The organism is Pseudomonas sp. FG6 (assembly GCF_057809015.1).
The window spans coordinates 1-13,067 of sequence record NZ_JBMDJD010000035.1; the positions used below are offsets into that span (position 1 = coordinate 1).

Below are 13,067 nucleotides of genomic sequence, written 5' to 3' on the forward strand. Positions count from 1 at the left end.
TGCATCGATGCTGGATGTGCCGACGTCATCGCGAGCAAGCTTTGCTCCCACATTGGATCGAGGGGGTATCCATAAAGGCTGTGTCCACCTCGAAACCTGTGGGAGCAAAGCTTGCTCGCGATACAGACGCCGCGGTTCCTCAGAAGTCCACGTCATCTTCATCGCGGGCAAGCCTTGCTCCCACAGCTGTGCAGGGTCACAAAAGCCTGTGTGTTTATCGGAGCTGGCTGCGGCGTGGGAACGGGCTACCGCGCCTTGCGCCGTTGCCTACAACTACGCCAGAATCCGCCGGCTTGTGCGCCTTGAGGCCTGGGCTTTATCGTTTTCCGGTCGCTGACGAATCAGCGATCGGGTTTGGTAGCCCGGGTCTTCGGTGCATAGCGTTGCCTCTTGCAAGTGCAGTCATGCGCTTCGCTTTATGGTGGCCCTGCGCAGGGTCTCTTCGGAGACGCCGGCTCCCGATGCCCGGTCTACCAACCTTCGTATGGCCACCACCCCTCCGTTTGGTAGCGAGAGGGTAATGGCTCCTCAAACGCATCGGGAGTTTCATTTATGTTCAAACCAACACCCAACCCACCGGACACCGCCCCGTCCGCCGCCGACAAAAAAGAATTCGACAAAGCCGCCGACCGCGCGCTCGATTTCTACCTCAAACCGAAACCCACCCCCTCCGAAACCGACCCAAGCCAACTCTTCACCGTCGTCAACGACATCGACACCGAGTCCCTGCTCGCCAACCTCAGCGAAACCCTGGCCTCGGCCAATGCCATGATCAGCGACCTGGCGTTCGGCCTGGACGGTTCCAGGCGCCACGTTGCCCTGGGCATCCAGCAGTTGATCGAGCTGAGCGGGCTGCTGGCGAACCGGGCGCTGGATAACGTCGAAGCGCGCTAGCCGCCACAGCGCATCCCCCGTGGCGAGGGAGCTTGCTCCCGTCATGTGGGAGCAAAGCTTGCTCGCGATGCAGACGCCGCGGTTCCTCAGAAGTCCGCGTCGCCTTCATCGCGGGCAAGCCTTGCTCCCACAGCCGAGCGGTGCCACAAATGCTGTGTGTCATAAAGCATGAGCGGTCTTTTACCGCTCTGCCAACTCCATGATCATCCGCGACAGCAGATAAATCCTGGGCACCACGCTCTCGACCTCGGCGTATTCCTCCGGCGTATGGATATTGCCGCCGACAATCCCAAAGCCGTCCAGCGTCGGTGTGCCCACACCGGCCGACAGGCTGGCGTCCGCCGGATATACGTCGTGAAACGATTAATTCACCCTCCAATGCAGGATTCTCCCCGGTTTTTGACTATACCGAGAGAAGGTCCATGTTCCGGGGTTCGAGCTTCACTTGCCCGCGCCTGAACTGACCTCTGTCCGAGCCGTGGAGGGCAAAGCATGCTGGTGCTGTGGGCATTACTTGCCGTGTTTATCGCCTGGAGCTGGTTGACCTACCCGGGCATCGGTCACGTGTTGTATGACATGGGCATGGCCCTGGAGGCGCGGCTGTACCGGTTGCACAAGATCACGGTCCCCATCAGCGAGATGACCGTGTCGACCTGGCAAGGCGGGCCTTATGAGGCGTCCGGCAGCATCCTGATGCTGCATGGCTACAGCGCCGACAAGAACCTCTGGCTGCGCTTTGCCCGGTATTTCGTCAATGATTACCGGGTGGTGATCCCCGACCTGGCCGGCCATGGCGAAACCGGCTTCAAGGCGGGCGGTGGCTACGACATTCCGACTCAGGCCCGGCGGGTGATCGAGTTGCTGGACGCCTGTGGCCTGGACAAGGTCCATGTGATCGGCAATTCCATGGGGGGCCACCTCGCCGCGTGGCTGGCGGCCACTTCGCCAGAGCGGATCCTGACCCTGGCGCTGATCGATCCGGCCGGCGTCACCGCGCCCGAGTCCAGCGACATGGAGCGCCACCTGGCCGCCGGGCATAACCCCTTCCTCGTGGATTCACGGGATGATTTCGCACCGTTCTACGCGATGACCATGGCCTCGCCGCCCTGGCTACCGAACGTGGTGCTGGCGGCATTGGCCCAGCGTTACGAACAGCACAGGGATGAACTGGCAGAGATCTTCGTCGACTTTCGCGCCAGCCCGCCGATGGAACCGCGCCTGCCCGACATTCGTGCGCCGTCGCTGTTGCTGTGGGGCCGCAAGGACCGGCTGATCGACGTCAGCAGCGTGCCGGTGTGGAGCAAGGGCATCGCCGACCTGCGGGTGGAAATCTGGGACGGGGTCGGGCACATGCCCATGGTGGAAAAACCGGGGAAAACCGCGGTGCTGTACCGGGAGTTTCTCCGGGGGTTGGGGCAGTGACTGCGATACAAGGGATACCCTGTGGCGAGGGAGCTTGCTCCCGCTGGGGGGCGTAGCCCCCCCAACCCAGACGCCGCGGTGCAACAGACAAACCGCATCAGCCGCTTAACGACGGCTGCGCCGCCGAGCGGGAGCAAGCTCCCTCGCCACAGATCATCATTTTCTGAGGGGTCGCCTATGAACATCCTCTACGACGAACACCTCGACGGTCCCTTGCCGAAGGTGGACAAACAGGCCTTGCTTGCAGCCTTGCAGGCCCAGGTTCCCGACCTGGACATCCTGCACCGAGAGGAAGACCTCAAGCCCTACGAATGCGACGGGCTGTCGGCCTACCGCACCACGCCGCTGCTGGTGGTCTTGCCCCGGCGCGTCGAGCAGGTGCAGGCGCTGCTCAAGCTTTGCCATGCCCGGAATGTGCCGGTGGTCGCCCGGGGCGCCGGGACCGGTTTGTCCGGCGGCGCCCTGCCCCTGGCAAGCGGCGTGCTGCTGGTGATGGCGCGGTTCAACCAGATCCTGCACATCGACCCCGATGCACGCACCGCACGGCTTCAGCCGGGGGTGCGCAACCTGGCGATCTCCCAGGCCGCAGCGCCGTTCGGCTTGTATTACGCGCCGGATCCGTCGTCGCAGATCGCCTGCTCCATCGGCGGCAACGTCGCGGAAAACGCCGGTGGCGTGCACTGCCTCAAGTACGGCCTGACGGTGCACAACCTGCTGAACGTGGAGATCCTCACGATCGAAGGCGAACGCCTGACCCTGGGCAGCGAAGCCCTCGACTCGGCAGGCCTGGACCTGTTGGCCTTGTTCACCGGCTCCGAAGGCTTGCTCGGGGTGATCACCGAAGTGACGGTCAAGCTGCTGCCCCGGCCCCAGGTCGCCAAGGTGCTGCTGGCCAGTTTCGATTCGGTGGACAAGGCCGGACGGGCGGTGGCCGACATCCTCGCCGCCGGCATCATCCCCGGCGGCCTGGAAATGATGGACAACCTGGCGATCCGCGCCGCCGAAGATTTCATCCACGCCGGCTACCCGGTGGACGCCGAAGCGATCCTGCTGTGCGAACTGGATGGGGTCGAGGCCGACGTGCATGACGACTGCGAGCGCGTGCGCCAGGTGCTACAACAGGCCGGTGCCACCGAGGTGCGCCAAGCGCGGGACGAGGCCGAACGCCTGCGGTTCTGGGCAGGACGCAAGAACGCCTTCCCGGCGGTGGGCCGCCTGGCGCCGGACTACTATTGCATGGACGGCACCATCCCCCGACGCGCCCTGCCCGAGGTGCTGCAGCGCATCGCCAGCCTCGGTGCCGAACATGGCCTGCGGGTCGCCAATGTGTTTCACGCCGGCGACGGCAACATGCACCCGCTGATCCTGTTCGATGCCAACCAGCCCGGCGAACTGGAACGCGCCGAAACCCTGGGCGGAAAAATCCTCGAATTATGTGTCCAGGTGGGTGGCAGCATCACCGGCGAGCACGGGGTCGGCCGGGAAAAAATCAATCAGATGTGTACGCAGTTCAACGGCGACGAATTGAACCTGTTCCACGCGGTAAAAGCGGCGTTCGATCCCCAAGGCCTGCTCAACCCCGGCAAGAACATCCCTACCCTGCACCGCTGCGCCGAGTTCGGCGCGATGCACATTCACGGCGGGCAGTTGCCGTTTCCTGAGCTGGAGCGCTTCTGATGATCGACCTCGTGGACTGCGACGCCAGCGCCGAGCTGTTGGACCAGGTCAACCGCGCCCGCGCCGACGCCACGCCGCTGCGCATCCAGGGTTCGAACAGCAAGGCGTTCCTGGGACGCGAAGTGGCCGGCGAAGTGCTGGACACCCGCGCGCACCGTGGCATCGTCCATTACGACCCCACGGAGCTGGTCATCACCGCCCGTGCCGGCACGCCGTTGCGCGAACTGCTCACCGCCCTCGATGCCGCCGGGCAACGGTTGCCATGCGAGCCACCGGCCTTCGGCGACGACGCCACAGTGGGCGGCATGGTCGCCACCGGACTATCGGGGCCGCGTCGTCCGTGGGCGGGATCGGTGCGCGACTTCGTCCTCGGCACGCGCCTGATCAGCGGCCACGGCACCTTGCTGCGTTTCGGCGGCGAGGTGATGAAAAACGTCGCCGGCTACGACCTCTCGCGTCTGCTGACAGGCAGTTTCGGCTGCCTGGGGGTGATCACCGAAGTCTCCTTGAAAGTGCTGCCCAAGCCCCGCCAGTGCCTGAGCCTCCGCCTGGAGCTGGACAGCACCGAGGCCCTGGCGAAACTCGTCGAATGGGGCCGGCAGCCTTTGCCCATCAGCGCCGCGAGCCATGACGGACAGTGCCTGCACCTGCGCCTGGAAGGCGGCGAAGGTTCGGTCAGCGCGGCCCACCAGCGGTTCGGCGGCGAAGTGATCGATAGCCAATACTGGACAGACCTGAACGAACAACGCCTGGCCTTCTTCGACGAAAACCTGCCACTGTGGCGCCTGTCGTTGCCCAACGCCACTGGTCCGCTCGTCCTGCCCGGTGAGCAACTGATCGACTGGGGCGGCGCCCAGCGCTGGCTGAAAACCGCTGCCGACACGGTGCAGGCCCTGGCCCATGAAGTGGGCGGCCATGCCACCTGCTACAGTCATGGCACCACCGACACGCCGTTCCAGCCGCTGGCCCCGGCGCTGCTGCGTTATCACCGGCAGCTCAAGGCCCGGCTCGATCCCCTGGGGCTGTTCAACCCTGGGCGAATGTACCCGGAGGTTTAATGCAGACTCGGTTCAATGAGGAAAGCAAACATCTACCCCGCGCCGAGGAAGCCGAACGGATCCTGCGCACCTGCGTGCATTGCGGTTTCTGCAACGCCACCTGCCCCACCTATCAATTGCTCGGCGATGAACTGGACGGCCCGCGGGGGCGCATCTACCTGATCAAGCAGGTGCTCGAAGGCCAGCCGCCAAGCGCCAGCACGCAACTGCACCTGGACCGCTGCCTGTCGTGTCGCAACTGTGAGACCACGTGCCCGTCCGGGGTGGATTACCACAACCTGCTGGACATCGGCCGGGCGCTGGTCGATCAAGCCGTACCGCGCCCCGCCGGCCAACGGGCGCTGCGCCTGGGGCTGCGAAGCCTGGCCACCAGCCCCGCGCGATTCAAGGCACTGCTGGGGCTTGGGACGGTGTTTCGCCCGCTGCTGCCGACCGACCTGAGCGCCAAACTGCCCCACCGTGCTCCGGCCTCAGCCCAAGGCGAGCACCCGGCAGTGCGGCATCCACGTCGGGTGCTGATGCTTGAAGGTTGCGTGCAACCGGGCCTGTCGCCCAACACCAACGCCTCGGCGGCGCGAGTGCTGGATCGGCTCGGCATCAGCGTGATCCCTTGCGCAGCGGCCGGCTGCTGCGGTGCACTGGATTATCACCTCGATGCCCAGGCCGCCGGGCTGGAGCGCGCCCGGCAGAACATCGACGCCTGGTGGCCGCACCTGGAAAACGGCGCCGAAGCGATTGTCCAGACCGCCAGCGGCTGCGGCGCCTTCATCAAGGACTACGGGCATCTTCTGGAACATGACCCGACCTACGCCGCCAAGGCCAGGCACGTGAGTGAACGGGCGTTGGACCTGGTGCAAGTGCTCGACAAGGAACCGCTGGAGCAGATCTGTGCGGCCCGCAACCAGCGCATCGCCGTCCATTGCCCCTGCACCTTGCAGCACGCGCAGAAACTCGGCGGTCGCCTCGAAGCGCTGCTGACGCGCCTGGGTTTCAACCTTACCGAGGTGCCCGACGGCCATCTGTGTTGCGGCTCGGCGGGCACTTATTCACTGACCCAGCCCGCCTTGGCGCGGCAACTGCGCGACAACCGCCTCAATGCGCTGGAAAGCGGCCAGCCGGCGCTGATCGTCACCGCCAACGTCGGCTGCCAGGCCCACCTCGACGGCGCCGGGCGCACGCCCGTGCGGCACTGGATCGAGCTGGTGGATCAGTCCCTGGCAGAATGAAGTCCTGAAGATTCTTCGTTTGCCGGGGCCGGCGAAGGCTGCGATCTTTCGTCCAACTTTCCCACAGTCCTCGCCAGGAATTCTTACGATGAGCTTCGTCAGCCCCGACCTGATCCGCCAACGCTTCTCCAAAGCGATGTCCGACATGTACCGCGACGAGGTGCCGCTGTACGGCGCGCTGATGAAACTGGTGGAGCACACCAACGCCCAGGTGCTGGCCCAGGATCCGTCCCTGGCCGCACACCTGGACAGCACCGGCGAACGCCAGCGTCTGGACCTGGAACGCCACGGCGCGATCCGTGTCGGCACCGCCGCCGAGCTGGCGACCCTGGGACGGCTGTTTGCGGTCATGGGCATGGAGCCGGTGGGCTACTACGACCTCACACCGGCCGGGGTGCCGGTGCATTCCACCGCGTTTCGCGCCGTGCATGAAAGCGCGTTGCAGGTCAGCCCGTTCCGGGTGTTCACCTCACTGCTGCGCCTGGAACTGATCGAGAACGCCGAGCTTCGGGCCTTTGCCGAATCGGTGCTGGATAAACGGCAGATCTTCACCCCCGGCGCCCTCGAACTCATCGACCTGGCCGAACGCCAGGGCGGCCTGACGGAGCAGCAGGCAGAGGATTTCGTCCTACAGGCCCTGGAAACCTTTCGCTGGCACCACAGCGCCACCGTCACCGCCGAACAGTACCGGCAACTGAGCGCCCAGCACCGGCTGATCGCCGACGTCGTGGCGTTCAAGGGCCCGCACATCAACCACCTGACGCCGCGCACCCTGGACATCGACATCGTCCAGGCGCAGATGCCGGTGCATGGCATTACCCCCAAGGCCGTGATCGAAGGCCCGCCCCGTCGGCAGTGCCCGATCCTGCTGCGCCAGACCAGCTTCAAGGCCCTCGACGAGCCGGTCGCCTTCACCGATCAGCCGGCCGCCCAAGGCAGCCACAGCGCGCGCTTCGGCGAAATCGAACAACGCGGCGCCGCCCTCACGCCCAAGGGCCGCAGGCTCTACGATCAATTGTTGAACGCCGCACGCGATGCACTGGGGGCATTTCCCAACGAGGCCAATGCCGAGCGCTACAACGCGTTGATGACCGAGCACTTCGCGCCCTTCCCCGACGATCATGACGAGTTGCGCCGGCAGGCATTGGCGTATTTCCGCTATTTCGTGACGCCCAAGGGCCTGGCGGCCAAAGGCACGATCGAGCCGTCGACCTCGCTGGAACAGTTGCTGGAGCAGCAATACCTGCGCGCTGAACCCTTGGTGTACGAAGATTTCCTGCCGGTCAGCGCCGCCGGCATCTTCCAGTCGAACCTCGGCGACGCCGCCCAAAGCCACTATGCCAGCCGGTCCAATCGCCAGGCCTTCGAAACGGCACTGGGACGAGCAACTCTCGATGAACTGGCGCTGTACGCCCAGACACAACAGCGCTCCGTCGAGGAATGCCTCGCCGCACTGGGGCTATAGGAAAGGTCTGTAGGCCTGGGCGGCAAGAATTGGCGCCGGGGATCTGTAACCCGCTGCGTGTTTTTTTGTCGATCGCGGGGGATGCATGCCTGATGAATCGCTCAACTCTTTGATCGCTAAGGCATTTATGGAAATGGCATAGCGCTTGATAACCGTCAGGCCACCTCGGGGCGACTGCCGCCCCAGGCCCTTTAGTTATCCAGCAAGGAGAGCATCCATTGGCTACCCCCGCGTATATGACCATCAAAGGCATGAAACAAGGCCTGATCACCGCCGGTGCATTTACGGCTGATTCGGTTGGCAATATCTATCAGGAAGGACGTGAAGACAAAATCATGGTGCAGGGTTTTCAGCACCAGGTCACTGTTCCACGCGATCCTCAATCCGGCCAGCCAACCGGTCAGCGCGTACATCAGCCTCTTATCATTACCAAAGTGTTCGATAAGGCCACGCCGCTACTGATGGCGGCACTGACTAGCGGAGAGCGCATGGAGGAAGTGGTGCTCCAATGGTTCCGAACTTCGGCTGCCGGCACTCAGGAACACTACTTCACCACCACGCTGTGGGACGCAATCGTCGTCGAGATCAAGGACTACATGTTCAACTGCCAGGACCCGGCAAACGCCCACTTTACTCACTTGGAAGACGTGCACTTCACCTACCGCAAGATCACTTGGACGCATGAAGTCAGTGGCACCTCGGGTTCCGACGACTGGCGCGCGCCAGTCGCCGGCTAAATCGAGCACAGCCATTCGCGCATCGGCCAGTGCTGCTGGTCGATGTACTTCGATCTCGATCGTTGGATTCTTTTGCTTCGGACGGTGTTCGCCCAGTGCGACGGCCTCGGCATTCCATGCACTGGTAAAGAGCCTGACACTGGGCGAACGGGCCAATAATAGTGGAACTTTGGGGTGATGTCCGCGTCGCCGTTTAAATAATTGTTTAACGTGTGACGGCGTTAGCGAGGGGCGACGTGCGCGCAGAGTTCCAGTGATTCTCAATAGCCGGTCATTTCCAGATAACCCTCGCCGCCGTGGCTGCCGCTGACCTTCACCGGTCCTTCCCAATAGGGAATGCGCAGGTTCATCCAGGCGTTGGGGTTCAGCGCCTGGGTGGTGATGTCCAGTTGCTTGCCGGGAATCCTGACGGACCAGCGTATCGGCATCGAGCGCCCGGCCACCTTGGCGGTGTCCTGGGGCACGAGGCTGATCTGCCCGGCGTCCAGGGTTTGCGACTGGCCCCCGGCATCGATCCAGGTGCCGGTGAGGTATGGCGCGCCATTCTTGTGGCGCATGCGGTAAAGCATCAGGTGTTCGCCGCTGTCCAGGTGCAGGGAGAACCAGTCCCAGCCGGTCTGATTGGCCGTCAGCGGCTGGCTGCTCCATTCGCGGTCCAACCACGCCGGGCCGCTGACCTGATAGCGCTGGCCGTCGATTTCCAGCTCGCCGCGGGCCTGGAAAAACGGCTGGCTGTAGTAGTACGACGCCTGCCCCTGTTCCGATTTCTGACTGAAACCATGATCCCCCTGCAACACCAACGGACGGCTCGACGTCAGTCGCAACGCGTAGCTGAAACGCGGGTCGCGCGCCTTCAGTTGCATGTCTGCCAACGGCTCTGCTCCCGGGGCCTGAGTGCTGAACTGCCAATCGTCGATCCAGGCGCTGAAAGGCACCGCCTGCACCCCGGCCTGCCCGACGCCGCCCCGGGCATAGCGCTCGGCCGCATAGTGCGCAGTGGCAGAAGTGACAGCGGCGTGGCCGAGCCAGATCGTCTGGTTGCGCCAGCCGCTGGCCTGGGGCGCGGCATCCAGAGCACTGCGAAACAGCGTCCACTGCACACCGAAATCCCGGCCCTGGGCATCCTTGAGGTTGGCGGTGACGTACCACCACTCGATGCGAAAACCGTCATGCAGGCCGTGGTCAGCCGGGAAACCGAACACCCGCCCAGGCACCACCGGCGTGAACGCCACCGCCTGGTCACCGAGGCCGGCGAAGCCCTTTTGCGGCGGCGCCGAGTCATCGCAACCGCTGAGCACTGCCAGCAGCATCAGGCCAAGCCTAATCTTCATGGGCAAACGTCCTCAGCAGATCCGCCGGTTGCGTGCGATACAGGGCGTACAGCGGCCAGGCCGAGGCCAGCAACGTGGCGAACATCGCCAGGGCCAGCAACTGCACCAACTGCAACGGGAACACCTGTAACGGCAGGCGCCAGCCAAAAGCCTGCACATTGATCACCGCGTCCAGGCACCAGGCCAGGGCGATGCCCAACGGCAGGGCCAGCACCAGGGTCAGCAACGCCAGCAGCCAGGTTTGGCCAAGGTTGAGCAGCATCAGTTGCCGGCGCGTCACGCCCAACGCCCACAGGGGGGCCAATTGGCCGAGGCGACTCTGGCTCTGGGTCAGCAGGCTGATGAACAGCGCCACCCCGGCCACCGCCAGCGTCAGGCTGTTGAGGGCGGCGGTGGCCGCGAAGGTGCGCTCGAACACCTGGGTCGACCATCCCTTGAGCCGGGCCTGATCGACGATACGGCTGTCATCCAGGCCGAACCGCTGTTGCAACGCCGTCAGCAGCGCCGGGATGGCGGACGGCTCGATGCGCAGATTGAAGCGATACGGCGTCAGTTGCCGCCAATGGGCCAGCAAATGATCGGCATTGACCAGCATATGGCCCTTGGGGTTGCCGTAGTCGGCATAGATCCCGACGATACGCGGCGCCCAAGGGCCCTGTGGCGTGGGCAGGATCAACTGGTCGCCGACCTTCACTTTCAGGCGCCGGGCCAATTGCTCACTGAGCATCAGCGTGTCGTCGCCGGCCAGTTGTTCCCAGGGTTTTTCGGCTGATTCGAGCAGCGGCCAGTGCTGGCGGTAGTTGGGGTGATCGATGATCGCGAAGAGGTCCGTCGGCCAGCCTTGCAAGGCGAGGTTCACTTGCCAGTTGGGCAGCACCGCGCTGACCGCCGCCTGCTGTTTGAGCCAGGCGTGCAGCTCGCCGGCCTGGGCCGGGGTTTGCGGGCTGACGTACAGTTCTGCGGTGAGCCGTTGTTCGAGCCAATGGTTGAACGTCTGGCGAAAACCGGCGGTCATGCTGCCGGCGCCGATGTTCGCCGCCAGTGCCAGCAACAGGGCCATCAGCGCCAGGCTCAACATCGGCAATTGCTGGCGACAATCGGCGAGAAACCACTGCCCGAGCACCGAGCGGCTGCGGCGCAACAGCAGGTTCAGGCCACTGTTGAGCAACACCGGCAGCGCCAGCGCCGCCCCCAGCAACAACGCGGTCATCAGGATGAAACCGCTGGCCAGGCTGTTGCCCCCGATCAGCGCTGCCACGCCGATCAAGGCCGCCAGGCTCGCCACCCAACCCTGGCGACGCAGCCATCGTGCATGGGCCTGATGCCAGGCCTGGGGATTGGCCAGCGCCAGCAACGGCAGGCGCGCCGCCCGCAGCAGGCTGTCAGCTCCAGCCAGCAGTGCACCCAGCAGGCTCAAGCCCACACCACTGAGCCACCACCACGGGCTGAGGCTCAAGTGCCCGGCCACTTCAGCGCCGTACAGCCCGCGCAGGCTCGCCGCGACATCGGGCAACAACAGGCTAGCCAGCCAATAGCCGCTGATCACCCCGGCGACGCCGCCCAGCAACGCCAGCATCCCCAACTCCAGGGTCAGGCTGGCAACCAGTACCCGCGCACTGACACCACAGGCCCGCAAGGTCCGCATCAGGCCGCGGCGCTGCTCCAGGGCCAGGCCAATCGCCGCATGGACGATGAACAGCCCCACCACGAACGATAAAAATCCCAGGGCATCGAGGTTCAGGTGAAAACTCTCGGTCAGGCGTGACAGATTGTTTTCTTCGTCGGCGTGTTTGAATTGCAGCCGATCGTTGAACGCTGGCGGCAACGTCTTGTTGAACGTGGCCGGCAACAGCAATCGCGACAATTGCTCTGGCAAGCCCAACACTTGTTGGGCAAAACCGATGTCCATCAACAGCACACCCGGTGCCATGTCCGCCTGGACATGCAGCGGCGGCAACGGTTTTTCATCGACGGTCCGGGGCCGCTCGCCCTCGCGCAGTCCCAATGCCTGCAAGGTCTGGGGGGCGATCCACGTGCGCCCAGGGTCGCTGAAAAACGCCACCACCTCGCTCATCTCCCGCGCCTGCCCCGCCAGCGCCGCACCGGGCGGCAGCGACACCGGGTCGATGCCCATCAGTTGCAGGCGCAGATCGTCGTGCCCCTTGAGCTGTACACGGGCCTGCAATACGGGCGACACCGGCCAACCCTGGCGCCGCAGATCGATGAACCATTGCTGAGGGAACGTGCCGCCACCCGGCGCACTGAGGCTGGCCTGGGGCTCGCCGCCGATGAGCTGGCTGGCCCGGGCATAACTTTCCCGCGCCTGGCTGTTCAACGCTTGCACGCCCGTGAGCAAGCTGGTGGCGAGCCACAGCCCGGTCAGCACACTGAAAAACTGCACCGGGTGCTGGCGCCAATGGCTGAGCAGGGCCTTGAGGGTCTGGCGAAAAATCATCACCCCGCGTCCACCTGGGCAAGACGCCCGCCCTGCAAGACCACACGGTGGGCCAGGCGGGCCGCCACGCGCGGGCTGTGAGTCACCATCAACAGGCTCGTGGCACTGGCGTCGAGCAATTCCAACAACAGCTGCAACACCTCGTCACTGGTGGTTTCATCGAGGCTGCCGGTGGGCTCGTCGGCCAGCAACAAGGGCGGCCGCGAGGCCAGCGCCCGGCCCAACGCAACCCGTTGCTGCTGCCCGCCGGACAATTGCTCGGGATAACGCCGCAGCAGCGACGCAAGCCCGAGCCGCTGCACCAGATGGGCCTGCCAGGACGCGTCATGGCGACCGCACAAGCGTGCCTGGAACGCCAGGTTGTCCTCCACCGACAAACTGCTGATGAGGTTGAACTGCTGGAACACCAGGCCGATTTCGGTCCTTCGCCAGTTCGCCAACTGGCTCTCGCTCATGCCGTCAAGCCGATGACCACCGCTGCGGATGCTGCCGCGATCGACCTTGTCCAACCCGGCGACCAGGTGCAGCAAAGTGCTCTTGCCACTGCCCGACTCGCCCATCAATGCCAGGCTGCTGCCCACCGGCAACGTCAGGTCGACGCCTTGCAACACGGGCAATGGGCCTTGGGGGGTGGGGTAGCTTTTGAAGACGTCGTGAACCTCAAGCATGGCAAAGCCCGGCAAATGAGCGAGGAGTCAGGATAGCGGAGGTTGAGGCACAGCGAGAACGCTCGTCACCTCAGAAAAAGGATGGGAGCGAGCCTGTGGGAGCAAAGCTTGCTCGCGATGACGGCTGCACACTC

General features: G+C 64.4%; 9 protein-coding genes and 2 pseudogenes. 7 read left to right on the forward strand and 4 right to left on the reverse strand.

What is annotated here, in order from left to right; all coding sequences use genetic code 11:
• The first annotated feature begins 552 nt into the window (after nucleotides 1–552).
• Nucleotides 553–894 carry a DUF6124 family protein gene (locus ACODSJ_RS20120; RefSeq protein WP_489103398.1) on the forward strand — a complete coding sequence of 114 codons (342 nt, stop codon included), beginning with the start codon at nucleotides 553–555 and terminating at the stop codon, nucleotides 892–894.
• A 180-nt stretch (nucleotides 895–1,074) separates the two neighbouring features.
• Here ACODSJ_RS20120 and ACODSJ_RS20125 read toward each other — a convergent pair.
• Nucleotides 1,075–1,236, reverse strand: a pseudogene (locus ACODSJ_RS20125) (glutamate carboxypeptidase); the annotation flags it as partial.
• 150 nt (nucleotides 1,237–1,386) lie between these two features.
• Here ACODSJ_RS20125 and ACODSJ_RS20130 point away from each other — a divergent pair.
• From ACODSJ_RS20130 to ACODSJ_RS20155, 6 genes are all read left to right on the forward strand, one after another.
• Nucleotides 1,387–2,316 carry an alpha/beta fold hydrolase gene (locus tag ACODSJ_RS20130; RefSeq protein ID WP_489103399.1) on the forward strand — a complete coding sequence of 310 codons (930 nt, stop codon included), beginning with the start codon at nucleotides 1,387–1,389 and terminating at the stop codon, nucleotides 2,314–2,316.
• Between the two features lie 177 nt (nucleotides 2,317–2,493).
• Nucleotides 2,494–3,993 carry a glycolate oxidase subunit GlcD gene (gene glcD / locus ACODSJ_RS20135; RefSeq protein WP_489103400.1) on the forward strand — a complete coding sequence of 500 codons (1,500 nt, stop codon included), beginning with the start codon at nucleotides 2,494–2,496 and terminating at the stop codon, nucleotides 3,991–3,993.
• Nucleotides 3,993–5,051 (forward strand): glycolate oxidase subunit GlcE, encoded by a 1,059-nt coding sequence (gene glcE / locus ACODSJ_RS20140; RefSeq protein WP_489103401.1) that lies wholly within the window; start codon nucleotides 3,993–3,995, stop codon nucleotides 5,049–5,051. Before glcD ends, glcE begins: the two co-directional genes overlap by 1 nt.
• Complete coding sequence (glcF, locus tag ACODSJ_RS20145) at nucleotides 5,051–6,277, forward strand: glycolate oxidase subunit GlcF (RefSeq protein WP_489103402.1); 1,227 nt, start codon at nucleotides 5,051–5,053, stop codon at nucleotides 6,275–6,277. The genes glcE and glcF overlap by 1 nt, the downstream gene beginning before the upstream one ends.
• A gap of 88 nt (nucleotides 6,278–6,365) precedes the next feature.
• A complete protein-coding gene (hglS, locus tag ACODSJ_RS20150; protein WP_489103403.1) occupies nucleotides 6,366–7,742 on the forward strand; it encodes a 2-oxoadipate dioxygenase/decarboxylase HglS in 1,377 nt (458 codons plus the stop codon).
• A 218-nt stretch (nucleotides 7,743–7,960) separates the two neighbouring features.
• A complete protein-coding gene (locus ACODSJ_RS20155; RefSeq protein WP_489103404.1) occupies nucleotides 7,961–8,479 on the forward strand; it encodes an Hcp family type VI secretion system effector in 519 nt (172 codons plus the stop codon).
• 260 nt (nucleotides 8,480–8,739) lie between these two features.
• Here the strand turns inward: ACODSJ_RS20155 and ACODSJ_RS20160 are convergent, their stop codons facing one another.
• From ACODSJ_RS20160 to ACODSJ_RS20170, 3 genes and pseudogenes are all read right to left on the reverse strand, one after another.
• Nucleotides 8,740–9,810 carry a lipocalin-like domain-containing protein gene (locus tag ACODSJ_RS20160; RefSeq protein ID WP_489103405.1) on the reverse strand — a complete coding sequence of 357 codons (1,071 nt, stop codon included), beginning with the start codon at nucleotides 9,808–9,810 and terminating at the stop codon, nucleotides 8,740–8,742.
• Entirely contained in the window at nucleotides 9,800–12,265 is a 2,466-nt protein-coding gene (locus ACODSJ_RS20165; RefSeq protein WP_489103406.1) for an ABC transporter permease, read from the reverse strand. The genes ACODSJ_RS20160 and ACODSJ_RS20165 overlap by 11 nt, the downstream gene beginning before the upstream one ends.
• Nucleotides 12,266–12,440: 175 nt before the next feature.
• Nucleotides 12,441–12,933: pseudogene (locus ACODSJ_RS20170) on the reverse strand (ABC transporter ATP-binding protein); the annotation flags it as partial.
• Nucleotides 12,934–13,067: the final 134 nt, after the last annotated feature.

Coding starts and splice junctions, on each gene's coding strand:
- ACODSJ_RS20120 (WP_489103398.1), top strand. CDS start 553: ATGTTCAAACCAACACCCAACCCACCGGACACCGCCCCGTCCGCCGCC.
- ACODSJ_RS20130 (WP_489103399.1), top strand. CDS start 1,387: ATGCTGGTGCTGTGGGCATTACTTGCCGTGTTTATCGCCTGGAGCTGG.
- glcD (WP_489103400.1), top strand. CDS start 2,494: ATGAACATCCTCTACGACGAACACCTCGACGGTCCCTTGCCGAAGGTG.
- glcE (WP_489103401.1), top strand. CDS start 3,993: ATGATCGACCTCGTGGACTGCGACGCCAGCGCCGAGCTGTTGGACCAG.
- glcF (WP_489103402.1), top strand. CDS start 5,051: ATGCAGACTCGGTTCAATGAGGAAAGCAAACATCTACCCCGCGCCGAG.
- hglS (WP_489103403.1), top strand. CDS start 6,366: ATGAGCTTCGTCAGCCCCGACCTGATCCGCCAACGCTTCTCCAAAGCG.
- ACODSJ_RS20160 (WP_489103405.1), bottom strand. CDS start 9,810: ATGAAGATTAGGCTTGGCCTGATGCTGCTGGCAGTGCTCAGCGGTTGC.
- ACODSJ_RS20165 (WP_489103406.1), bottom strand. CDS start 12,265: ATGATTTTTCGCCAGACCCTCAAGGCCCTGCTCAGCCATTGGCGCCAG.